Consider the following 23,454-nt stretch of genomic DNA (forward strand, 5'->3'; position numbering starts at 1 on the left):
CCGAGCTCCACCCCACTCACATAAGGAATCATCATGAAGGACAACTCCCAGCCTCGTCATGCCCTGAAGAAGCCAATGGCGGCAGCTTCAGCGCTCCTGGCGATCAGCCTGCTCACCGCCTGCGGCGGCACTCCTGCTGAACCGGCCGCGGACACCACAGCCAATGCCGATGCCGAAATCCAGGCCCTGCTGCCCGAGGAACTCAAGAAAGGCGGCACCATTGAAATAGCTGTCGATTCCGCCTACCCGCCCATGGACTTCATGGAGGGTGACAAGATGGTCGGCATCGAACCGGAAGTTTGGGCAGCGGCCGGGAAACTGATGGGTGTGACCGTCAAACCCACTACGGTCGCCTTCGACGCCATCGTTCCAGCATTGCAGTCCAACCGGTACCAGGCGAGCTTCGCAGGATTCTGGATCACTGAGGAACGCACCAAGGCCGTGGACATGGTCTCCTTCTTCCAGAGCGGCTCCCAGTATCTGGTCCGCAGCGATGACAGCAAAGGTGCCATCGACAAGTTTGAAGATCTTTGCGGCCGCAGCGTCGCCCTCCAGAGCGGCTCCTACGAAATGACCTACGCCGAAAACGCGGGCAAGGACTGCGCCGCCGCCGGCAAACCAACCGTTGAAGTCCAGGGCTACAAGACCCAGGACCAGGCAACCCTTGCCGTCACCAGCGGAAGGGCCGACGCCACCGGCATGGGCGCTGAAGTGGCCGGCTACGTCGCCAAACAGTCCGGTGGCAAGCTCAAGACCGCCGGCAAGGTCTTCCACAACGTCGAAGGCGGAATCGCCCTGCCCAAGGGCAGCAAGTTGACCGAGGCGTTCAAGGCCGCCTTCACCAAGCTCATCAACAACGGCAAGTACGACGAGACCTTCGCCAAGTGGGGACTGGAGTCCGCGAAGATCACCGAGTCCAAGATCCACACCAGCTAAGACGGAGCGACCGTGCCTGAAAACGTAACCTTCGTCGCCGAGCCCGGCGCATCCGAAGACGCACTCTACTCCGACACCGCCACAGCCGGGGGAGTGGTCTTCACAACCCAGATCCCCACCACCGAAAACGGCAAGATCGCACCAGACATCGACGGGCAATCCAGGCAGGTCCTGGACAACCTCCGCGACGCGCTCGAGCGTGCGGGAAGCAGCCTCCAACACGTCCTGCACATCACGATCTACTTCACCGACCTGAACGAACGTGCCGCCTTCAACACGATCTACCGAGAGTACTTCCCGGCCCCCAGACCAGTCCGGTGCGCCCTGGGAGTCAACCAATTGGGAATCCCGGGCATGAAAGTCGAACTATCCGCCACGGCAGCCCTCAGTGACAGCCCTTAGCAACCTCACCACCCACCGCCGGCCTCCCCGGACCACTGCGTCCAGGGAGGCCAGCCCGGGCCGGCGACCGCCTGGGCGGCCACCGGGCGGGATTCTTACCGCTCAAAAAATCACCGAAGCAGCATTCACGCTCATCAACGAATCCGGGTACCAGGGGCTCACGATGGCTGCCCTTGCCCGCAGCCTTAAAGTCTCAAAATCCGCACTCTACAACCACGTCACCTGCAAACAAGACGTCCTGCGGCTGCTCGAAGAACACCTCATCTCCCGGGTCAACGTCTCCGCCTTTCGTAGCTCCCACTGGGAAGACGCCGTTCGCTGCTGGGCACTCAGTTACCGTAATGTCTTCGCTACACACACCCCACTGATCCCGCTCATCGCAGTCCTCCCAGTGACGGGCGCACCCAAGACCCTGGCAATGTACGAAGAAATCAGTGCCGGACTGCTCACAGCCGGGTACCCCGAGTGCCAGATCATCCCGATAATCACTGCATTCGAATCCTTCATCTTCGGCGCAGCCTTCGACATCAACGCACCCGAAGAGATATTCAACCCGGGCGCTCTGGCACAAGATGTCCCGAGCTTCACATCTGCCCTGGCCCAGCACACATCTTCTGGCCGCAGCCACGAGAAGCCCCGTGACACCGCCTTTTGGCTCGGGCTCAACGCACTAATCAAAGGGCTGAACAACCTCCGGACTTAGCGTCCACAGAATAGCGGGGCCCGCCTTCGACCGAGGTTTTACCCAGCACCGGCCGTCACTTTTCTCATCTAGCGGGAGTGTCGGAATAACGGTGGATCCGGGGTTGGCCTGCCTTGCCTTGTCGGGGGACTGATCATGAGCGAGACCACGGGTCCCATGGCGACTGACGTGGATCAGCAAGAGTTGGCGCAGCAGCTCCTGTCCCAGGCCAAGGAGCAGGGGTTGGAGCTTGTCGGCCCGGGCGGGCTGTTGAACAAATTGACCAAGAACGTCCTGAAGACCGCTCTGGAAGAGGAAATGGACCAGCATCTGGGATACGGGCAAGCACGAGGTGGCTCGGCGTGGTAGCGGTTCCACGTATTAAACAGACACTCCCCATCTAGTGGGTTCAGGGCCTACAGGACCCGCAACCTTCCACCCAACTACCTCGGACGGCGGTCTTCACGCAACGCTGTCAGGATCGTCGTTTTCCCAGATCGTCTTACCGTCGGGTGTCATCAGGCTGATCTGCAGGTGTTTCCCTCCGGCTGCGTATATGCCGTCTGCGGAGACGCAGACAACTTAGCCCCAAGAGTCGGCGCCCGTTGTCTAACCACCCGGAAGTATCCGGCCGTGGCCTCCAGGAAATTCGGATACAGCTGCGCCTTCAGCTCGGCTCACGTAATGAAAGGGCGGCTGCCGTGCGGCTTCCTCGGACTGGGCTACGATTCAAATCGCTGCGCCGGATTCCGCTCGGTGCTGCCTACTCGTACAGGGGGAACCTCTTTGAAAAAGGTCTTGGGCTTTGTTGCCATGTCATTGCTTTTGGCAGGCTGCGGCGCCAGCCAATCGGCAAATCCATCACCTGCCGCATCAACCGCTGCCGCGTCCGCCAGTGCAACAGCCAAAGCCGTCGTCGTTCCAGACATTGTCGGTCAGACCCCTGGACAGGCAGCGGGCGCACTGGCCTTGGACGGGCTGAAGTACGAGTACTTCCAGGACGGCACGAAGATCCACCCGGCTTCTTCAAACCAGTTCGTCATCACCTCCACTGAACCAAAAACAGGGGAATCTCTTCCGGAGGGGACGACGCTGAAGATCAATGCAAAGGCGAAGGCTGCACCCACCCTGACCCCTATGCCTACCCCCACACCTACGGCGAAGGGGTACGCCGCGTCGGTCCCCGCCAAGTTCCCGGGCTACCCACTGATCGTTCACAGCGCGTCGCTGGACTACCGGGTGAAGTTCGCCCTTGAGGGCCAGCTCGTCGATGACCAGGTCGTCGCCCTTGCTCCGGGGCTCTACACCCCGTTCAACCCCCACGTCCCGGACCTGCTGAGCTATTACGTGCACACGGGTGTCTATGGCGACAGCGCTATCAAAAACGCCTACATGCCGGAAACGGGCGGAGCAACATGGCCCGGCGTCCTACCTGGCCCGGAAGAACCAAAGTAGGCGGCAAAAGCCGGACCCATGAAGTCCAAACCGGGGAGACTGCGAGACAGAAGATTACTATGGCATCTCCCGCGGAAGCGTAGGGATGGATAAGCTTCCACAGCAAGGCGGTTGCGCTCCTGGCGCCCCGGCCTCTCCCGGTTGCGTCGCGCTCGAGTCGAAGTCAATGCTTGGCATCGGCAATCACACCGAGACGCCCTTCAATGCTGAACGAGAACGAAAGAAATGTGGCACGACACTTTCTACAAGCGGCCGAAAGAACCCCATGTGGACCGAGAGCGCCGGGTGCTCCGCTACAAAGGCGCCAGAAGCAGGCCTGTGAGCGGCGCGCCATTCCACTCTCCGCCGTGGTCCCTCATGAAGGCCAGCTCTCCTTTAGAGCTTGAAATGATCCCGGAACCATGTAATCCCTGGGACGTATCAGCTGTCGCCCTTGATTTCGAGGGTCAACGAATTGGTTACCTGCCAGCGCTGTTGGCACCAGCGTGGCAACAGTACGTTTCGGCAATGAGAAAAGAAGGTGCCACGATTTTCCTGCCAGCCTTGATCCGTTCCTGCGAGGACGTGCGGGTGCGCGTCCCAGGGCGGCGAATTCTTGCACAGCTCGCAGAAGAAGCCAGCTAGGACCCATCGACACCCGCCCACGTCTAACGCGCGTCTATTACCTACGGTAACCATGTGCTGAGGCGATGGTGCATCATCTGCCGAACCACGAACTCACCCTGGCGGCAACTTATGTGCCGGTCACTTGATTAGCCAACCCGCTTAACGCTCGATTCTCTCGTCTGATATCAACTCGTCCGGAACGCCGATAACCGGCGTTCCGTCAACTTCGATACGTGGATTCTGGGCACTTGACGGCGTGGGGCGGTGGCAGCCGCGTTCCGAAGGCCCGTTTCGCCGCCCCCACGTTTCTCGGCGTCTGCTGCTTCGTATTCGTCTGGGTTAGGGCATGTCGAGGTGGGTTTTGTGGGCGGTGTCTCGGTTGGTGTTCCAGCCTGCGATGATGCCGGCTCCGAGCATCTGGTCGCTGAGTCTTGCGAAGCGGTAGCCGGGGTCGGTGTCGAGGGCGAGTTGGAGGTATTGGTGTGCTTTGGAGCCTCTTCCTTCCCACCAGTGGATGTACCCGATGGCGGTGAGGATAGGTGCTGCGTGCTCGGGGCTGGTCATTGTGTAGGCGTGGGTGAGGAGTTGTTTTGCCCATTCGATCCGTGACCAACTCGGGGCGGCATCGCTTTGTGCGAAGAGGACGTGTTCGGGTGGTTCGTCGATGCCGGGGATGTCGGCAATGAGCCGGTCGCGGATGTGGGGGAATTGGTAGTAGGCGATGAGGGTCAGGATGTCGTCATCGGTGGGGTAGTCCTTGGTCTCGAGCATGGTTGTCCAGAGTCTGTGGGCGTCTTGGGTGGCTGCGGCTGGGTGCCGACTGAGGATGGTTTTCGTGTGGTGTTCGACGGCGGCGGCGTGCGCATGCTGGTGGGTGGCCGGTGGCAGGGTGATTCTGCTGGTGGGCTCGATGGTGCTGCCGCGGTAGATGAATTCGGATGGCATGGCTATCGAGAGGTCATTGGACCATTCAGTTTCCGCTGATGAGAGTCCTACCCGCAGTGTCCCTTACCTGAGCGGCGCCAAGCGAAGTCGATGAACAGCCCCAAGTGCGCCGCTTCACAGACGTTTCTATTGAGACGCCAGTCCAGCCAGTCGAGCGAAAGCCAACTTCGCCAAGTCGTGACGGTAGCCCTTGTGTCCTAAAGGGCGTTACCTCTCAAGAGAAGGCCCGGTCCTTGTTCTGCCAAGGGCCGGCGCTTGATCGTTAGATCCATGCGAATGCAAAAGACTCCGTAGCCCTCCAATCCTCGCCGGAATACCATGGATTTCGCGGAGTCGGCGCAGACGTATGTCAGGTGGTCGGAACACCACGTGACTTGGCCAGTCGTTCTTTGACCCTCGCTTCGGATTTGCTCAGACCTTCTTTGAAGGTTTCGAGTTCGACAGGCGACATTGAAACGCTGTTGATGGTCTTCGGGCCCTCGGCCCCAACGATGACTACGCCTCTGCCGAGCGCGCGTCCGAGAAGTCTAATGATCCGGTCATGCGAAGAAGATCCTTTGTCATCGCTGGGCTTCTCAAACCGATCCAGATCAATCGATTCCACCTTGGACGCAGGCACATGGTAATGAGGGCCAGTTGTCGTGACTTCGATATTCTCCAAGCTCATCTATTCGACCCTCTCATTTATGGTGGATGCGAAGCGGATCGCTCTGGTCAAAAACATGCCGAAACACACAGCCAAATGGAAGAGCGTGAGGAACATCATAGCAGTCCAAGTTCCGTGCTGAACGTTGATGAAACCCAAGTCAAACGAGAAGGCCCCAACTCCCGCGATCTTCAAAGCGGAGATTGATACCAAAAGAACGGCGTTCAACGCCAGCAGTGCCAGCGCCATGAATGTCACCAGGGAGATGCTGCGCATGGTTTTTGCATCCGCCTTGGAAAGAATCCAGCCGGTCACGATGGCGGGTACGCCGAAGATTACTGTCGCCCATCCTTGTGCGCCCGGCGTGTTGCCGGCTTGTACTCGAAAAATGTCGTCGTGGAAGAAGCCAACGGTCCAAGTCAGTGCAGTGAGCCAGAAGGAAACGGCAAGCACCGGGCCGAGGATTCCAGGCGGATGTTCTCGGTACTCGAGGAACACCCGGGCTATGCTTTGTGCTTCTTTTGAACCTTCGTCGGACTGTACGTCGATGACAGGACCACCGTCGAGATCACGCATGTACACATGGGCATGCTGGTCGCCACTAAGCTGTGACCGCGATATAACTTTGTTTCTGATGCGCCCTCGCGAGGCGTCGTCTGCTTCAGTGGTCGTCCGTCCGCTGTATCCCCACAGCGGATACACCTCATAGGCATACATGCGTTCAGGACCTTCAACCTGCAAGTGAAAGCTTCTCGACTCTGCGGCGTAGGGCAATTCGAAGGTAAACCTGCGCTTACCCAGCCCGAAGGCCGTGTGCAGGCGACTGGTTCCCCGGACGCCATCTTCGTATGTTCCGTCGTAGTTGACGATTACGCGTCGCGTTTTTTCTTCCTTGCTGGCCTCGACGATTCCCAGAATGTAGTCATAGTGGGAGGCCTCCGCGACGAGCCTGTACAGGGTGTCCTTATCTGCCTTGGAAGCCTCTGCGGAGTCAATAGCTTCTCTAAATTCACTGAGCAGGGCCGCAAAGTTGTCACCAGCTGGTGGTTTCGCACCGACTACTGCATTACAGCATCGATCCAGCAAGTTGTCCTTATTCGCCACCGGGAAGACGCGGTCGTACATCACGTAGAGCGCGGCTACTTGGAAACCCTTGGACTCATCGTAAGTCAGTGTCCTCGTGCGTTTGTCATCGACAGTCACCCGAAGACTTCCAACGATCCGGCCTTTCAGCACCTTCAGGAGAGGAACCGCGAGGGCTTGACCACTCGTTTGGATGGTCCGTGCTAAATCGATTGTGTATCTTTCGTCCAGCAGCTTGAAGGATTGAGAGACCCGCGAAGTAAAAGAGGGTGGGTCAACAAGGAGAGCTAGGGAGTCAACGAGAGTGTGCCCATGCGGCGATGCGAAAAACTGCTGCATGTAGTACTCAGCGAGTTCTTTTGAGGCCGGGGCGGGTACGAAGACTGTTTCCTTGGGATGTTTACGCAGGTCCGGGAGCAGGATGCTGAGTCTTTTCAGCGATTGCTCAGCCAGGACGAGCCGGACAGCGATGAAGATCCAGAAAAAGACCCAGATCAACACAACTGCTTCTGGGGACACGTGTGTTTGATACGCCGGCGTCGTAAACATCACAAGAAGCCCGAGTACACCAAAAGTACATGCACCCATAAAGAAGAGTCGACGATATGTGGAGGCTCTTCGCCTTAGGTGGCTCCAAAAGGACCGGGGTTTCTTCACGAAAATGTGCTCCTGATTGTCAGTTGCCCCATTGTATTGTTCTTGCCCTATTTCGTTTGGCAAGACGGGTCTCCGCGTCGTGTCGGTGTTTTTCGAGTGAATTGAACTGTGGTCCTGCTGTAGCAGCGGTTTGGTCCATGCCGGCAGAAGGGCAAACTGTTAAGCTGGGTTGCTGTGTCCTCGACAGATGCCAAGAGCGTTCCGGGCGTCAGAGGCCCCGACTATTGCTGAGGATCCCATCGCAAGTGGCGCTACGATATCAGTTCGCGGGCGACCAGTGAGTCCGTTCTTGATCTGCCTTCGGTGCCCAAGCACCAACCTGTCGGCACCATTGACCGCACTGCCTACGGGCAGGCCAGATTCCAAGGCTGGCAAGAAATGGTCAACATCCGAACACGGACGATCAATACGGAAACGGGGGTGCAGGGAGTGCTGTCGCTGCTGACGGACAATCGGCTGAGGAGTTCCTGCCGTCTCGGCGTTGCCAGTGCCATACTGCGGTTGGACGGGACGGGCCGCAATTTTGTTGGGGCGGTGGCGGCAGCATAGCCGGAGCCTCGGTTGGCGTCCTGTGTCCGGCCTTGCGGTGCAAACAATTGGCCATAACGGATTCATGGGTCACTGCATCTCAGATACCCGTCGCTGGCAGCTGCAGCCCACAGCCGGAACAGCCTGGTCTGGCCCGTAGTATCAGCCAAAACGGCGGAACCTGCAGCCTGGCTGCCGGCGGCGGAAACGGCCCGTCGCCTACCGTGAGGCCTGGGCGACCGTATCGGCACTGGAACGAGGATTGTCTTCGGCCGCCAGATCCGTTTCGACTTGGCCAAAGGCTTCCCGCTCATCTGGGACTTCATCTGGGCCCGGCCCGCGGCGACGTGCACGTCTACGACAACCACACCGACCAGGTAGCCAAACAGCTCGGCCCGTTGGACGACGGCTGCTCCTACCCTGAGCTGAAGTTCCACCACGTCCCGGCCTCAACATTCGACTACACGTTCGAAGACGTCGAGATCGTTGGATACGACCCGCACCCGCTGATCAAGGCACCGGTCGCGGTCTGAAAGGATGAGTCCATGACACTCTCATATAGCCTGCGTACCCTCGACGAACTCGACGGTCTTAGAGCACCTGCCCCGATCACGCCGCGCTGGAAAGCACATGAATGGCCCAACGCGTCGGGGATCGCTAAAGACGGGCTCGGCGATGAGGTGCATCTGGCTGCCTGCCGCATCAAGGCAGCGGGAAGAACGAAGATTGGTCGGCACTCGACGATTTGGCCAGTGTTATCAGCGGGTTCGATCGCAAAGATGCGTCAGGCGGCTGGAACACCCTCCGGGCGGCAGACTTGGTCAAGATCATGACAGTGTTTCGTGTGCTGGGCGCGGATGACCAGGTCCGGAGTTCCGTAAGGCTCTCGAAGCAGACCTAGCCAGCGCGGACTACACCCGGGCCCTCGTCCCGGTCTGGTACATCAGCTCGGTGTCCGGATCGGTGACGGGGGCTTCTGCACGTTCGAATTCGGCCGAGAACGCCAGCCCGTCGGTAGTCTCCACCGTGGAAATCTTCATCAGCGCCCCGAGGAGTGTGCCCGACGGGAGGCGGAACTCGGTGCCAAAATGCTTGGTGCCGAGGCCGCGGGCCGGCAGATACGTCCAGGTGATGGCCACCTGGGGCATGTTCAGATGAACCAGGCCAGGGCGGCAAAGGGGGCAGGCTGTGCGCTTCGGCATGGCTTCGAGCTGGGCGCGGGTACGCAGCTGCGGCCAGACCGGCACCGGGTTGTCACCCTCGGGCGGGTCCAGCAGCCTGACGGGGAAGCGGAAGTTCACACCCCAGGCGGCATCCCGATCCACGAACCGGAGCATGCTGTCGCATGTTGGGAGGTGGACCTTGCCGGCCAGCGAGACGATGTAGCAGTCGCCGGAGTCAAGCCACTCCTGCATGGCCGCGCTCTCCAGGGCGACGGTCTCTTCCATGAAGCCGCGGATTTCATTGTCGGTGAGGCCTTCCAGACTGCGGAGGAAATCCTCCCGCGTGTACCGAGCCCTGTTGGCCGCGGCAGCCTGCTGGGCGGGCGAATCGGTGGTGCTTGTTCTCGTCATACCGACGAGCCTATCGAAGCGCGCAGGTGCCTAGGGCCAGTCGCTGTAGGGGACGGCGTAGTGGGTCTTGGACTGCGGGCTCTTGTATACCCGGCCGCGCTGGGGCTTCGCCTTACCGTGGTGTCTGGGCGGCCGGGCCCAAAAGGGGATTCCCGTTCGCTGAGTGAAACCTGTTCGATTCCCTTCTCAACCGTCTCCCAATCGGCTGATTTGCTCAATGTCTGCCATGTTCGGCGCCCGAGGATGCCTGATACTGGGACGTGTCATTTGCCTACGAGCTCATCAACCCGCCCTCAACCGGAATGAAAGCGGTGGCCGGGTGGAGGTAGATTTACGTGCTCATGTTCAACATCCCCGGTTATCCGTCCAAGCCCTTCTACGTACGGCAGGCACGCGGCCTGACACAGCGTTTCGGCAAACACCAGATGATCACCTGGCACGTGGCGCGTTTCGGACCGCCCCCACGGGTCTACATCGCCGGCCTGGTCCGTGCCGAGACCGCCGACGTTGCCGAACAAAACCTGATCGCCCGGCTGCGGCGAGCGGGAATTGACGGAGCTATGTCACGAGTCAGACTTGGCAACGTACGCGACCCTTACAGTTGAAAGCGACGGCAAAGCGAGACCGGGCATTAGTCAACATCGAAGGCAGTCCTATTGGACGATTGAGCATTCCGATGAGCAAGGACTTTGTTCCTTGGGTCCGGCAGGAGTTGGGGCGTTGCAGTTCAGTAGCCGTGGAACTCCACATTTCAGATGGGTCGTGCTTCATTAATTCTCTTCGCCCGTTTGAGTCCGCACTTGCAAGCGCGCCGTACCTTGAATGGGTGAACCAGCACGAAAAATTTCCGGTCGTAGACGACATCAACCTCCGGCAGTATCCGGAACGTTTTGTCCACAAAAAGTGGTCGGAAGAGAGGGATCGCTGCGTAGTCGTCTAGTGACCCTTCGTTGTTTCAGCTGCCGGTCCCACCGATAACTAGATAGGATCCCAGGTGGGTACCGCGACGCGCTCCGCACACCCTGCCGGCGCGCCCCTAGACCGGGTTCTCGCATCTACGTCTACTAGCCCCACTCCAACGCCGATAAATGGAGATTCCGTCAAGGACATCAGTTGTAGCTGCAAGTAGTGTTTAATTTGGGCTGTGCGGAGGCCTGTGAATGGTGTCTGTCCGAACTGGGGCAGCGCGGAGAAAATCGAAACGCGCTGGAGCCGCTGCACCGCTTGAAGCTGTAGGGTTTTTGGGACTGAAAGAAGAGACTGTAGAAGTCGCATTTGTACTGTTGTTGCTCGCTGCCGTTCTCTGGTGGTTTGCCCGAAAGAGACAGAAGACGGCTTCATCTCCTTCTTCTCCTCGATCCTCGGCTGTGGCGCCCCCAACGGAGACGAGATGCACACCGCCAACCTTCACCAACCCCCGTGCTTCCGACAAACCCGCTGATCCGGAACGCCGGAGTATGCGGTTTGCGGAACCGGGTAAGGTGGGTGAACTCTTCAGTTACGCCGGTCCCGGGTCCGGCAATGGCTATGTGCATGACGGCCCCTTTGCTGTCATCGATGTCGAACCGATAGGGACGCGTTGAAGATGAGTACGCCACGTTGATCAACCCCCAGGGCGCGACACGGGCGCTGTTTTCGTTCACGGGATCAGCAATGACGCCGTGCGAAATGCGCCGCTCTTCGGAGAGGTTGCTGCGGATATTTTGGCACGGTTGGACGGTGCGCTGGTTGTTGCCCATAACGCAGTGTTTGAAGAGCGGTTCTTAGCGGCTGAATCGGCCTTGATGTGCTCACGCTTGCGCTGGCCGACGGCAAGATCGTGGGCAAGGAGGCTAAAGCGCTTGCGAAGGCCGCTGGAAGAGGTGGAATGGGTGGCGCTCAAGTCCGAGGCTTAAACGAGCGTTTTCTGGAAATGATGCGTGAAGCAGCCTTCTCGGATCAGGTCTTGACGCAAGATGAGTTGAGGGTTCCTAAACGTACAGCGACAGTTCTGTCCGCACCTGGGTATTTTGACGATCTAGTCCCCACCAAGACTTCAGTTTCAATGGAGCTGGCCCCCGTCGCCAACACTATGCCTGCGGCGGCGCCCCGAGTGCGCAAATGCGGACACTGCCGCACACCCGGCCACTACCGATCCAAGTGCCCGGAGCTGAACTAACTGCCGCAGGGTAGAACTGCCTCCTGTATGAAAGGAGGAAGACGGATTTAGTGCCGGGATAGTGGTGTTCACGCCCCTATCCACTTTATTAGTGGCCGGGGCATGAATAGCCCACTTTCTCTCGCATATCAGGTCGAGGATGGTCCGTTCTGGATGGGTCCTATAAAAACGTCGAGGCCGCGTGCGTCCAATTCCTCCACCGTCCTCACAAGCGTGGCCTGACTGAGCTGCCGTCAGCGCCACCCATACAATCCTCGAAAATCCTGAAGCCAATGGCCACGATGTCTGGGCTGAGCTGAGGGAGGGTGACGAAGACTATCTTGGCTGTGGAAGAAATATTTGGTGCTTTGTCCGCAGCCCTATTCCTCGTTTGAAGAGGACTTTTGCTGTGAGGTTGTGCGAAAGGTCGGTACGGGGCGACTTGGAATCCTCACTCCTCGAATCAGTAGTTGGCCGTGGCGACAACTACAAGCGGTTTTGTGCGATTTGCCAGTCGAAGTATCAGCCGGCCGATGGCCTTCTAAACTAGGTCCGCGGGCCAGATCGTGGCGTCTCGAAGGATTTCTGCGGCCATGGTCTGCGTCATGGCGGCGACTACTGATTCAATTGCCCATCCCCGATTCCACGGTGCGACGGGCCCTTCTAAACACTCCGAGCTTGACCTTTCTGAGTTCCGGCTTCGAGGAACTCACAAAATCATGGAGCAGCCGGTGAATACACCGTCATGCTCAAGGCCCAAGGCGGGGCCAGGACTTGTCGGTGTTTACAGACAAGAAAGCACGCTGCGAAGTGGACGGACTACACCAAGGTGTAGGTGGTCCTCGAGGTGGGCACTGCCACTATCAACCGTGAGACCATCGATGGTTGGTTAAGGGTCGTTTCTGCGGAAACAATCTCCTAGCTAAGCTCAGTCGCCGGAAGTGCCTTCTTCGCTTGGGGCAGCGTTGGCCCGCTCCTGGCGCCAGCGCAGGCATTCTTCGTAGGCGAACCTTGCACGCTGCTCCGCAGAAGGGATGTCGTCGCCTTCGGCAGGCGCAACGGCTTCTGGCTCGTCAAGTGGCAGGGCAATGAGTTGGTCCGGCGGGACGGTGTTTTCGAGTTGGTTTGCTTGGAACATGAGGTCGGATGGCAAAGCCTTCGAATGTCCCATCTTCTGTGTCCTGACAACGAATCTCGGCAGTAAGGCGGACAGGGTCAGGTGGCCGGTGTGCATGGCGTCGAGGGCCGCAGCCTGCAACAAGTCTCTACCGTCAAAGAGCACTATGTACTCCCAGACTTGAAACAGCTCCAGTTCTGAAACTGCCGAAGCCTTTGACTGCCATTCGTCGAGAAGCCAAACAACGGCGTGCCTCGTCCAGGACTCGCGAAGCTGGACGGCAAAACTCTCCGGGTCAAGCTCCTGATGCGCGGGTGGGAAAGTGCTGGTGTACCCCACGTCAGGTGGAGCGCCGGAGTAGTCGCGCAGAGCATATCCGAGATCAGCGGGACGGACAAACCTTTGGACAAGCCCTTCGATGTCCTCGGCCGACCACGGCTGTTGACTACCAATGAGCTTGGCCAACCAAGCCTCTTTGAGTGTTCGGCTCCCCACATAGGCGCCAAAGTCGGCCTGCGGCTTGGATAGTTCGTTGCTGAGGTAGTGCACGAGGTTGCGCGTGTCTGACTCGTAGTCAGTGTGGAGCCGTCCCTTTCGGACAGCCCGCATCTTTACGTCTTCAAGTGGGTGATCAAATGTGTCCGGATAGGTTGCATGGCTCGGGAAACGGGTTTGAAGGATCGCGTTCACGTCCCTTTGCACCGTGACATCTGAAACGTCACCTGCGGGAAGCGAATAATTGAAGTAGCGGTGGAAGTAGTCGATGTCATAGGCCCTGTACTTGCCGCCCGCCGATCCCCAATGGTTCCCGGAGAACGCAGTTGGGAACAGCGATGCCAAGGCCTGAGCGAGTTCAGTTGCTTTGGTTTCGGGGTAGCCCAGATCAATTATTTTGGCCTTCCATTCGTCTTCGGGGAGACGGTTGGAATGAGTGGTATTGTCGCGACTGGTGGCAAGGTGGCCTGCCCAGCCAGGCAACGCTTTGAAGAGTGCGGGATGGAACAACCGCAAGAACGTGAGTGCGAAGAAGTCCGAAGGGTCAACATCTCCTTTCCCGAGATCCAGAAAGGTTACGGCCTGCATGGCGTAGCGATGACAGGCGCGTGGCGTGGTTAGCGTTTCCCACATGTGTTCCCCGTAGAACTCGGCAAATCTGGTCGCTGGTGTCGGACCGATTATTCCCACGGATGCGGAGGTCAATACTGGATCCAGGTATGAGCTGACGATCTATTGCAGATAGACCTGCTGAGGCGCTGGCAGGTCCAAAGGGTACTGCACGATTTTTTCAAGGTAGGAAGCAGCGATGCCCGCGCCACCAAGTGCGGGGCTGAGGGTGGCGATGGTCGATTCCCGGTCGAATGCCAACAGGTAGTTGACGCGTGGAAAGCGTCCCAGCAGCCGAATCGTCTTCATCCCCAGCAAGAGGTCTCTGGATTGCAGCCTGTCGACATCGTCGACGACAACGAGGACCTTGACGCTCGCTTGCTTGATGGTGCTGGCAAGATCCTTGAAAGCTGTGTGCCAGGACTCCTCGGGAACGTATTCGCCAACGGTATCGGCAATTGCTGGGCCTAATTTCGGGATTGCCTTCAACGCCGGCCTGTTGCGGCGAACGAGTTTGGACGCCTCTTGCCGGAGGGTTTCGCGGCTGCCCTTGGGGAAGGCGGCAACGATTGCTGCGTACAGTTCGGCCTGCAGCTGTTCTTCGTCGAAGGACCACGGGTTGAACCAAACGACCTCTATATCTTTTGCCAGTTCGCGTTTGATGTAGTTCAGCACGGTGGACTTGCCGGATCCCCAAGGACCAACCAGCCCCAACACGGTACTGTCGTTGCTGTTGGCCAGTCTTTCGATCAAACGCGCCGACATCTTCACGAACGGCCCGCGGTCGAGCTTGTCTTTATTGGGATCTTTGTGGGAGGGGTCCACCCAGGGTTCAATCACAGTTGTGATTTTAGACCTCGCTTCCCTGGGTGAGGACGTCGTCACAACGAGTGTCGGTAGCATAGTCGACTCCGCCCTTGGGCGTGATTCGGGAAGCCTTGGTTACGAGGGCGTAAAGGGCTGAAAATCGCGAGCGTATTCCTGCGCAGCCCGGATTCACCACCTGCTGACCAGCCACAGATTCTCGCGGACCATAGTACCGCTTGATTCAGTGGATTTAGAGCGTGCAGCCCGTTTACCCGGATTGACCCACGACCTATCCTCGAAACGTGGATAAAGGGTCTCATCTGCGTATGCTGACAGGAGTCAGCATGTCCGATGTTGCCAAGACGCGACCTCCAGCCAAAGTTCCGCCGCACCGTTTCCGCTTCAACGTCCCTCGAGCGGACGATTCGGTCGTGAGGTGGGTGGCGCTGCAGGACCTATCCGTTTCTCTTTGCCAGTTGGTCCACGAGAGCATCGAGCGGTCCGGTTACTTCGATGTCTTCAACAAGCCTGTCGCGCAGTCATTCAAGCGGGGACGGCCGGCGGGGGGGCCGGGCTTCCAGAGGCCGACGACCCGAGCGGGAACGAGGCATTCACCCCTGCGGAGACTGAGCTCTCGCCAGCGAGAACTACTCCTGTGAGGAATCCCGAAGTAGGCGACGCAGCTTTCGACGGCCCCGAAGAACGGGCCATTGCTGGAGAGCAGGTCGACATCAACGACAGGCTCTCGTCGCTGCGCCGCAAGGGCTCCGCGCTTCCATGCAAGAGACAATCCCACACACTGTTCAGAACAGATCACTCCCATGACCATTTCAGCAAATCTCATCGGTGGTATCGACATTGCCAATGGCTACGTTAAGGGCCTTATCCGGTTGGCCGGCCCCCAGAAAGTAGGCGAAAATGAGCTTTCCAGCGGGGTCGCATTTATCACGCGATCCAACTCCCTGCCCGTTGATGCGGAGGCGCTGGCCAGGATGGAAGGCGATTTTTACAACGACTTGGATCTCAGCTTCGCCTCGCCGCTCATTGGGGACCAGTACAGGCGACTCTTCGGCACACGTGCTCTGAGCGCCCAGGGCGCGTTCGAAGAGTTCGACGTCGTCGGCCGACGCAGCAAGACCAATCAGGAACTGAGCAGAATCCTGGTCATGGGAGCGTTTGCCGGCAAAGCGGTGCGCGACTATGTCCGGGATAACGGATCTCTTCCGCCGGCAGATGAAGTACTCAGCGTCGGCGTTCGCGCTGCGCTGGCCCTGCCGATCAATGAATACCTCTCCCACAGGGTGCGCTACGCCGCTGAGTTCATGAACGGCATCCACACGGTGTCGATGCATAACTTCGAGACTCCTGTGACGGTGAAACTGAAGTTCATGGACGTGCAGGTCATCCCCGAAGGCGCATCGGCGCAGTATGCCATCACGGCCAAGGGCGAGCCGCTGATGAAGGCGATGCTCGCAGACGTCCGCACAAGGGGTTTGACCCTGGAGGGCATAACCTCTGCGGATGTTCTGGCTGCCCAGCACACCATCGGCATCGACATTGGTGAAGGCACTGTGAACTTTCCGGTGTTCACTGCAGGCAATTTCAACGCTGATGCCTTCACGACCTTCAACAAGGGCTACGGCTCTGTGCTGACGGACACGTTGAAGGCGCTGGATGACCGCGGATTCGCGACCGGCTTTTCTTCGCGAAAGCATCTGGCGGAGTATCTTCAGGCACGCCCGTCGCCCTGAAGCGCAACTTCTATGACACGGTTGCAGCCTTCGTGGACGAGGAGACCAGCTTTTTTGCCAAGGTGGTTGCGGAGCAGTTCGGCCGGGTTCTGACCGTTGTCGGTGCCATGACCGAAGTGGCCTATGTCTAGGGCGGAGGCGCAGGTTCGGTGCAGCACCACCTGTACAGCGCCCTGCTGGCGAAGGCCGCTGAGATGAACAGCGAGGATTCCTTTCCGACGCTCTACCTGGACTCGTCTTACTCCCGGCACTTGAACCGAGAGGGACTCTACATCGCAGCCGAGACCATCGAACGCAGGGCTCAGGCGTCCGCAAGTGTGTCGACCAAGCGCGGCACTGCCAGGAGCGAAGCCGCTTCGGCCGGGAAGAATCTCGCAGGGGCTGCAGTGTAGCAAGGCGATGGTTCTCCGCGCGCGATGGGTTGTCTCCGTACGGGGAACACTCTTGTTCAGAAGGAGCAGTAAAGGGCTGGTACATCGTGTGCCAGCCCCTCACGCGTAGGATTGCCATCGCCCCGTACTGGTCAGTGTGGATGTCGCGATAGTGAATCGAGCTAGTCCGGAACACTTTATCGTCTGGTTTCGTTGACTACGCTGAACAGCCCTTAACGATCATTGCTACACCCCCCCCGGAGGACGCCCAATGCTTATCCAGACGACTCTCTACGCCCCGCCGAACATTGAGGCCGGTCTCATGTCCGGTGATCTCATGAGGATTGGCAGCGTCGTTCGAGACAAGCTGGGCGTTATCGTAGACCACCTGGATGAGGTGCCTGACTTCTCTGATGTGGCCAACCAGGTTGCCTCCGTGGGCTCTCGTTTGCGGGCTGCTCCAAACAAGACGGTGATCATCGTGGCCTCCGTGACTGGTGTAGTCGCTGCGGCCTGTGTGGCGACGACCGTCGTGAGGCACCAGAAGCGCAATAGGAACAGCGCAGGTGGTGCGGCGCGTGGTTCCGCAGCGACCAACGTCGAGGTGTCCGGAGACCCTCGTCAAGACGACAGCGCAGACGGCAACTAGTCTGTTCCGGAAGCGAGCGTAGAGACCCCTTCCAGTTGACGGGAAGGGGTCTTCGCGTGTTCGGCGGCTCCGTCCTCCGGTTGGCGAAGATTCCATATCAGTGGCTTGGCGTCGCCGGCCGAACGATATCCATCCAATCCAGGAACTCAACGACCGTGCCGATGCGGGCAATCCGCTCATGAATGGCGCGCTGGTCGTGACCCGGAATGAACTCGCCGACGGTCGCCCGTCCACCGCAACCGCACCGGCATGGGAGGCCGGCATCGCCGTCGAACTCCGGATCCTCGAAGTACCGGACAGGGTTGCGCCCAAAGGGGATTGGCTGGGGTTGGTCGACGTATTTCTCGAAGACCGGGTGACCTTTTCTGAGAATTGTCCCTTCGATGGTGTATTTGTCGTCCCGCTTCGGATCATCAGGAAACTCGCGGGTCGGCTTCATCTTCTCGATTTCAACAGCCTGGATGACTGTTCCTTCGAACGAGAACAGCGCGTACCGCTCCCGGCCATCGCGACCTCGGGCACCAATGGTCCACTCACCGCGATTGTGCTCGAAGGCTTCCTCCGGAGTCATGTCCGGGGAGTAGCCGACATGGCTGCGACGAAGTCCGTCTTGGGGATCGGCGGGTTTCTTGGGTCCTACTGTGATGTGTAACAACGGCGCTCCTGAGTGGTTGTATAAGTGGCGATCCCGGGTGAGAAGAGTATACGCACAGACCCGGTGGATAAGCTAGCCGCCCGGCATTGGAGGTTATGTCCGGTGATATCGCCCTCGCTGCTGTCACTGTGGGCGACCGCTGATCTGTAAGCTAACCCTCATTTTCAGAACTGACTTGCCGGAACGTTTCCCAGTCCGGCCAGCGCCCGAGAGCGTTCTATGGCGCTACATGGACATCACCCGGTTCTTGTCGTTGCTCGAATACGAAGCGCTGCATTTTGCCCGGGCGGATCTGATGACCGATAAGTGGGAAGGTGCAACGGGTCACTACAACGACCAGGTGCGTTCACGTCCTGAATGCTATGGCCCGGCCGGCGAGGCCGTTACAGCTGCGATGAGAAAGCACCGCGATGCAATCTTGCAGCAGACCTTCATGAGTTGCTGGCACGAAAACAAGTACGAATCAGCAGGGATGTGGGAGATCTACCAGAAGGCAGGCAGAGGTGTTGCCCTCTGCACCACGTGGGCTGATCTCACGGGCAGCATTACTGATGACATGTGGATCTACGGCGGCAACATTACATACGTCGACTACGGATCCACGTTCATTCCGGAAAGCGACTCCTTTAGCCCGTTTATGCACAAGCGTGGGAGCTTTGAGCATGAGAAGGAGGTCCGCTTGCTGGCTGTGCCGGGTACTCCTGGCAAAAGCAACGGTGCCCAGTGGCAATGGGTCAAGGTGGGCTCCGAAGAGCCGGTAGGGACCGTCATTCCAGTCGCTGTGGATCTGCGGCGCCTCATCAACAGTGTCTACATCGCACCGGGTTCTGGTTCCTGGTTTGCCGATTTGGTCGGCAGGACCATCAAGCGATATGGCTACGACTTCGAGGTGCGGAAGTCGGACATTGACTCGAAGCCATCGGAATTGGTCTGAACAAGGGCTGCAGCAGAGAGCCGGCAAGCACGATGTGAGCAGCAATCTGCGAGATCCCGACGAGGGCCACTAGCTAAGTGATGAAATACTCCGTTGGCGTTCACTCTTGTTTGTTTTCCCCGTCAGCATCGTCGTCGGAAGCAGAATCTTCAGAATCTGCCGTTGAGTTCCAGTCAGTTGACTTCAAGAGGTACATTTTGAATGCTTCAGGGTCGCCGGCGAAATGAGCCTTTACTAGGTACTCCCGCAGCTTCCGAAGTGATTCAGCGCTGAACCTGGGCTGCCAATCCACTTTCGGTCCGGGAATGTACAGGTCTTTGAGCCAGCTGTCCCCAGCACGTGGCGTGTAGCCGAAGTCGCGTTTTACGCTGTCCCCAATCAAGGATGCATATAACTCGGCGAAGCTGTCCGCCGGTGCAGGTTTTTGTGACTCTTGAGCCACTTGGATCTCTTTGCGGGCTAGAGTGACCTCCTCTGGGATGTCCTGGCCAGCGAAGTCAGGCAGAAGTTCGTCGAAGAGTTGTGTCGGATTCAGCAGCGTCAGGCGTTGTCCAGTTTCTTCCCAGAACTCGTCGATCAGTTCAGTGTGTGGACCGACGACTGTGTTGCCGACTTTTTCCCACCAATCCGTTTTGCTGTCCCGGGTGACGAAGATCAGCGGGCTTTTCGTTGCCTTTGCCCGTCCAATACATTCGCGCCAGATGAAGTAGTCCCCGTACTGGTTCGATGGTTTGGCGCGATCCTCGAATCCCGGAGGTTGCAGGCGTTCGAATCGTTCCTTGCCTTCAACCTCGCGCTGCGTTAACCACTCTGTCGAAGGCCGCTGAGCTGTCCTGTTGTCGAACAGGTCCAGGAGAGCTTCCAGAATGCTGTCGTCGTGACTGGACGATGCCCACTTGGTCAGTTCATTTCTCTGCGTTTTGAGTTTCGCTGTATAGCGCTGCAACTCGCTGAGGAACTGTTTTTCGTCAGCATCGTCACCCACATGGGTCTTTTTCCCGGAGGTCTCCCTGATCGCTCGGGTCAGGGACGACAGAGCGGCCAATCTGACATCGTGATGCTCTGTGAGTGAGGCGCGGACTGTGGCTCGCCGGCGGAAGAACTCCCAACCAACGTGGTGTGGCAGCCATAGCCGGGTCTTTGCCTTCTTAAGAAGTTCCAGGAAGTAGGTCGAGGTGTCTCGCGAGTACCGGTAAAGGTCCAGAAGCACGTTGGTGTCCAGAACGATGGTGGATTGCTTGAGTGCTTCCTCGCCGGCCTCAGCATCCAGCGGAATCAATCCTTCAAAAATGTTCCTCATCGCGCCCTCACTCACAAAGAAACCCACCGGCAACCGCACTCTAACCGCTTCCCTTTAGCGGCGCTTTTGCATGATCCTATCGCCCCGTTTGACCAATAAGTGGCTCCGATGTCGGTTTATTGCCGTGGGTGCCCGACTTACATGAAGCGTCTTACCTCGGCCGGACCGTGGTCCCAGAACCACTCCGGTATGCCTCTGGCTTCGGAGATGTCGTAGAGATCCTTTTCGTTGTGGCCGTCATCGTCCTGGAACTCGTCGCTGACCTGGATGCCGACTTCGTCCGTAAAGGTGAAGTTGACCAGTCTCCGGCGCCGGTACTTGCCATCTTAGCTGAAACCATTGGTCACGATGGGTGGGAGGGGGTGGGTCTTACCTTTGTGGTCAACGTCGTACCTCTGGATAAAGTCCACCAGGAAGCTGGCTTCCCAATCCTTGAAACGGGTATTCGGGATGTTCAGGTGCTGGCTGACGAAACCCAGCAGCAGCTCCACGGCGATGCAGCCGCGGCCAATAGCCGTAAGGCTCAGTGCAACCCTGGTGTGCCCGGGGCTCGATTGCTTCGGGCTGGGATTCCTTGAAGGCAAGCTGGCTGGCCCAGCTCTTGGACCGGACGATACGCACTTCCAGATTGACTCATGCCTGAACCATTTGCGGCCTCCACTTATTGACCCCGGCTTTCCTGGGAGTCAAAGCCCACGCTTGGTCGCAGGGCAGAGGGTTCGTCCATTGCCGAGGTGTCGATTGTTGTGGGTTTTCTTGTGCCAGAACAGGGAGGGGTTTTAGTGTTGTTGTTTCGGATTTCCGGTGCGAAGTTCTCCAACGCAGGATCGCGATGTCGTCGGCCACTGTGCGGGGATGGACGCCCACGGCGCCAGCGATACCCTTTTGGGTCATACCGGTTGCAGCCAGGCGTTCGACTTCCAGTAGACGCTTCTCTCGGTTGCTAATCACCAGCGGACCGCTGCCGCGTCGTTGTCGGTCATGTCCTCTCATGATGCAGTGGGTGCCGTTGTGCCTGGCCCGCCGAGTTTATAGAGCGCCACGTCGACGTCACGGGCAATCCACTTGTGGCCGTGGTGCTTAGCGGACAAGCATAGGTCTTCCACAAGTGCCATATAGCGCCGGTAGCGCCCAGGTGTTGAAGAGAGAGTCAGTCCGAGTTCCTTCAAGCCTGTCTGCGCGCGACGGTCGTACACGGCCATTCGGTGTGGAGCTGATGCCAGTAGCAATGCTGAGGCAAACGCGTCGCCAGTTTTCAAGCCGGGCAAGGCGGCCAGGGCCCTGCGGCCGTCGGAGGCTGCCTGTGGAGTGGTTACAGCCTCACTGTTGACGGCAGCCACGGCTTTCTCCGTCACTGCGCGGACATTTATCTCAGGTGTGGCCATCAGCTCCCCAACTCAAGGTGTGTCGGCCCTGACACGCTTCCACAAGACCATTGCCACCATGTCAGCCTTGCCGATACTTCCTGACTTCTCTATGCGGCCGGCGACCTCGACCAGTACTTCGTCGTAGACCGGTGACGACTCAGCGATGAAGGCTGTGTGAGCCCCATGAAGGATCTTCCATCGTTGGGGGTCGAGGAGAAGTTTGGGGGCCATTGGCTGCTGAGTCATGCCTGAAGCATGCCACATGGTCGACCGGAGGGGTGTAGCTGACTTGATTGGTGGTCGGGCCCGGGCTCAGCCTGATGTTGGATCGTTCAGTTGAAGAGTGGCGGCAGCGGGATCTTAGACAATTTGGTGCCCAAGCCGCATTCACTGATGTTCCCAGATGGAGGTTTGGTGTTCGTCCCGCCCGCGGGCACCGGCCTTTTACTGGTCAGCCTTAACAAGGAGACCCGCACCCTGAAGAACGGTAAAGAACGCGCCTTCGTTGAAGTACGGACCGATGGAGAACGAGTCGGGGAACTCAGCAACGTCGCCTCCGCCACCTGCTTCCGCTGCTCGAAAACACTGAGACGGTCGGCGAAACCGCAGTCGCGTACGCCAAAGTCACCGGGTCCGCACTTGCCGTCCAGCTCGTGCTCCACGCAGCAAAAGGCAACCGACATCAGCAACGAATGGCTGGCCAGGGGCCCGCATCCCGCACCTGGCCTGCGGCCTTGGGCAGCCCATTACGATTTCACTTCCGCCTGTAGGAAGTGATGTTGCACGCGCGTCTTTGACCTAAAACGGGGCGCTGCTGAAGTCCAGGTCGGAAGAGCATTAAACAACAGGAGAGGCCGGCGCCCCCTGGGCGCCGGCTTCTCCGATGCATCAGCAGGGGCTCAAACGATCACGTGCAATATGCCACTACCCCTCGGGTAGAAAATGGTCGCCCCCTGCGAACATGTGGTGGCAGTCCTTTAACGAGGTTCTGCACGGTCATGTCGCATTCTGATCGAACCGCCATGAATGTGTGAAAGGAGGAAATCTGATGACAGTTTCTTTGTGCCGAACGAATCGGCTCCGGCGGCCTTCAAGGGGTGCCCATCAGCCGCCTTGGCCGACGTTTGGGTTTCTTTGCCAACGGCCTCCGGGAAGCTACCTGTGTGAGCAAAAAAGAGGTGTGGACAATGTCCACACTTTTCGCCTCAGACTGGTCCGTACAGCCGCCGGACTGGCCCGGATTCCGGACGTTTTCGCCACTTCCCAGCAATGACAAGGCCAAGAATCCCGTTCGAGTCCCACCTCGGGCACTGTATTGTCGCAGGTCAGAGCTCTATTGACCTGTGAGTGTTGACAAAACTTGACTTTTTAGGTTCTGGGGACTATAGACCGCCCACTCCCTGTCGCTTGTTTCACGTGGTATTTGTCTTACTCGATGGGCCCTTACATTCTCCGACATGTTGGCCTACGTCCTTGCCGGCGACCACTGGGTAAAGTGGTTCAAACCGTGCGACCTTTCAGACTCCGCGGCTCGACATTTCTGCGGAATGGGACAACATCAGCCGCGGAGACCTGCGCCATGTGCGGCCGCGGGCCGGACTTCTCCGTATGAAGCCTGGTACTGACATGATCAATGGAGTTACGTTTCACCCTGAAGAAATGCTGGCAGCCGTTCTAGCTGGGGCCAACGTCGACTCATGGTCAAGGTCTACGGCGCGCCACTGTGACACGCGCCAGGTAGACGGCGC

Annotated in this window: 23 protein-coding genes; 12 read left to right on the forward strand and 11 right to left on the reverse strand. The window is 58.6% G+C overall.

Annotated features, from left to right (window positions below; all coding sequences use genetic code 11):
- The first annotated feature begins 33 nt into the window (after positions 1-33).
- The 5 genes from AC6I99_RS09985 (at position 34) to AC6I99_RS10005 (ending at position 3,475) form a co-directional block, all read left to right on the forward strand.
- Positions 34-936 (forward strand): ABC transporter substrate-binding protein, encoded by a 903-nt coding sequence (locus AC6I99_RS09985; protein WP_497960940.1) that lies wholly within the window; start codon positions 34-36, stop codon positions 934-936.
- Positions 937-948: 12 nt separating this feature from the next.
- On the forward strand, positions 949-1,338 hold the full coding sequence (locus AC6I99_RS09990; RefSeq protein ID WP_497960941.1) for a RidA family protein: 390 nt from the start codon (positions 949-951) through the stop codon (positions 1,336-1,338).
- Positions 1,325-2,041 carry a TetR/AcrR family transcriptional regulator gene (locus AC6I99_RS09995; protein ID WP_497960942.1) on the forward strand — a complete coding sequence of 239 codons (717 nt, stop codon included), beginning with the start codon at positions 1,325-1,327 and terminating at the stop codon, positions 2,039-2,041. The genes AC6I99_RS09990 and AC6I99_RS09995 overlap by 14 nt, the downstream gene beginning before the upstream one ends.
- 135 nt (positions 2,042-2,176) lie before the next feature.
- The gene (locus AC6I99_RS10000; protein ID WP_497960943.1) at positions 2,177-2,389 is read left to right on the forward strand and encodes a hypothetical protein; all 213 of its coding nucleotides are present in this window, start codon (positions 2,177-2,179) and stop codon (positions 2,387-2,389) included.
- 417 nt (positions 2,390-2,806) lie between these two features.
- On the forward strand, positions 2,807-3,475 hold the full coding sequence (locus AC6I99_RS10005; RefSeq protein ID WP_497960944.1) for a PASTA domain-containing protein: 669 nt from the start codon (positions 2,807-2,809) through the stop codon (positions 3,473-3,475).
- A gap of 945 nt (positions 3,476-4,420) precedes the next feature.
- On the opposite strand, the gene AC6I99_RS10010 is transcribed toward AC6I99_RS10005, so the two are convergent.
- The 3 genes from AC6I99_RS10010 to AC6I99_RS10020 all read right to left on the reverse strand — a co-directional run bounded on the left by AC6I99_RS10010 (position 4,421) and on the right by AC6I99_RS10020 (position 7,274).
- Positions 4,421-5,026 carry a DUF4192 family protein gene (locus tag AC6I99_RS10010; protein ID WP_497960945.1) on the reverse strand — a complete coding sequence of 202 codons (606 nt, stop codon included), beginning with the start codon at positions 5,024-5,026 and terminating at the stop codon, positions 4,421-4,423.
- A 349-nt stretch (positions 5,027-5,375) separates the two neighbouring features.
- On the reverse strand, positions 5,376-5,693 hold the full coding sequence (locus AC6I99_RS10015; protein ID WP_497960946.1) for a hypothetical protein: 318 nt from the start codon (positions 5,691-5,693) through the stop codon (positions 5,376-5,378).
- Positions 5,694-7,274, reverse strand: coding sequence for a hypothetical protein (locus AC6I99_RS10020; RefSeq protein ID WP_497960947.1), 1,581 nt, complete (start codon positions 7,272-7,274; stop codon positions 5,694-5,696). It abuts the gene before it with no gap.
- 1,013 nt (positions 7,275-8,287) lie between these two features.
- Here AC6I99_RS10020 and AC6I99_RS10025 point away from each other — a divergent pair.
- Entirely contained in the window at positions 8,288-8,473 is a 186-nt protein-coding gene (locus AC6I99_RS10025) for a thymidylate synthase (RefSeq protein ID WP_497960948.1), read from the forward strand.
- Positions 8,474-8,851: 378 nt separating this feature from the next.
- Here the strand turns inward: AC6I99_RS10025 and AC6I99_RS10030 are convergent, their stop codons facing one another.
- A complete protein-coding gene (locus AC6I99_RS10030; protein ID WP_497960949.1) occupies positions 8,852-9,514 on the reverse strand; it encodes a hypothetical protein in 663 nt (220 codons plus the stop codon).
- A gap of 341 nt (positions 9,515-9,855) precedes the next feature.
- On the opposite strand from AC6I99_RS10030, the gene AC6I99_RS10035 reads away from it, so the two are divergent.
- Positions 9,856-10,119 (forward strand): hypothetical protein, encoded by a 264-nt coding sequence (locus AC6I99_RS10035; protein WP_497960950.1) that lies wholly within the window; start codon positions 9,856-9,858, stop codon positions 10,117-10,119.
- Positions 10,120-11,153: 1,034 nt separating this feature from the next.
- Here AC6I99_RS10035 and AC6I99_RS10040 read toward each other — a convergent pair.
- The 3 genes from AC6I99_RS10040 to AC6I99_RS10050 all read right to left on the reverse strand — a co-directional run bounded on the left by AC6I99_RS10040 (position 11,154) and on the right by AC6I99_RS10050 (position 14,712).
- Positions 11,154-11,396, reverse strand: a complete 243-nt coding sequence (locus AC6I99_RS10040; RefSeq protein ID WP_497960951.1) for a hypothetical protein — start codon at positions 11,394-11,396, stop codon at positions 11,154-11,156.
- 1,183 nt (positions 11,397-12,579) lie between these two features.
- Positions 12,580-13,851, reverse strand: coding sequence for a hypothetical protein (locus tag AC6I99_RS10045; protein WP_497960952.1), 1,272 nt, complete (start codon positions 13,849-13,851; stop codon positions 12,580-12,582).
- A gap of 144 nt (positions 13,852-13,995) precedes the next feature.
- A complete protein-coding gene (locus AC6I99_RS10050) occupies positions 13,996-14,712 on the reverse strand; it encodes a KAP family P-loop NTPase fold protein (protein WP_497960953.1) in 717 nt (238 codons plus the stop codon).
- 788 nt (positions 14,713-15,500) lie between these two features.
- Here AC6I99_RS10050 and AC6I99_RS10055 point away from each other — a divergent pair.
- From AC6I99_RS10055 to AC6I99_RS10065, 3 genes are all read left to right on the forward strand, one after another.
- Positions 15,501-16,430: a hypothetical protein gene (locus AC6I99_RS10055; RefSeq protein ID WP_497960954.1), complete on the forward strand. Its 930-nt coding sequence runs from the start codon at positions 15,501-15,503 to the stop codon at positions 16,428-16,430.
- A 149-nt stretch (positions 16,431-16,579) separates the two neighbouring features.
- Positions 16,580-16,822 (forward strand): hypothetical protein, encoded by a 243-nt coding sequence (locus AC6I99_RS10060; protein WP_497960955.1) that lies wholly within the window; start codon positions 16,580-16,582, stop codon positions 16,820-16,822.
- Between the two features lie 250 nt (positions 16,823-17,072).
- Positions 17,073-17,450, forward strand: a complete 378-nt coding sequence (locus tag AC6I99_RS10065) for a hypothetical protein (RefSeq protein WP_497960956.1) — start codon at positions 17,073-17,075, stop codon at positions 17,448-17,450.
- 97 nt (positions 17,451-17,547) lie between these two features.
- On the opposite strand, the gene AC6I99_RS10070 is transcribed toward AC6I99_RS10065, so the two are convergent.
- Positions 17,548-18,105, reverse strand: a complete 558-nt coding sequence (locus AC6I99_RS10070; protein WP_497960957.1) for a hypothetical protein — start codon at positions 18,103-18,105, stop codon at positions 17,548-17,550.
- A gap of 229 nt (positions 18,106-18,334) precedes the next feature.
- On the opposite strand from AC6I99_RS10070, the gene AC6I99_RS10075 reads away from it, so the two are divergent.
- Entirely contained in the window at positions 18,335-19,039 is a 705-nt protein-coding gene (locus AC6I99_RS10075) for a hypothetical protein (RefSeq protein ID WP_497960958.1), read from the forward strand.
- 100 nt (positions 19,040-19,139) lie between these two features.
- Here the strand turns inward: AC6I99_RS10075 and AC6I99_RS10080 are convergent, their stop codons facing one another.
- On the reverse strand, positions 19,140-20,366 hold the full coding sequence (locus AC6I99_RS10080) for a PIN domain-containing protein (protein ID WP_497960959.1): 1,227 nt from the start codon (positions 20,364-20,366) through the stop codon (positions 19,140-19,142).
- Between the two features lie 140 nt (positions 20,367-20,506).
- Between AC6I99_RS10080 and AC6I99_RS10085 the strand changes: the two genes are divergently transcribed.
- Entirely contained in the window at positions 20,507-20,917 is a 411-nt protein-coding gene (locus AC6I99_RS10085) for a hypothetical protein (protein ID WP_497960960.1), read from the forward strand.
- Between the two features lie 411 nt (positions 20,918-21,328).
- Here the strand turns inward: AC6I99_RS10085 and AC6I99_RS10090 are convergent, their stop codons facing one another.
- Positions 21,329-21,724, reverse strand: a complete 396-nt coding sequence (locus AC6I99_RS10090; RefSeq protein WP_497960961.1) for a hypothetical protein — start codon at positions 21,722-21,724, stop codon at positions 21,329-21,331.
- A 12-nt stretch (positions 21,725-21,736) separates the two neighbouring features.
- Complete coding sequence (locus tag AC6I99_RS10095; RefSeq protein ID WP_497960962.1) at positions 21,737-21,952, reverse strand: hypothetical protein; 216 nt, start codon at positions 21,950-21,952, stop codon at positions 21,737-21,739.
- Positions 21,953-23,454: the final 1,502 nt, after the last annotated feature.

The sequence above is a fragment of the Arthrobacter sp. TmtSoilC77 genome (genome assembly GCF_059739415.1).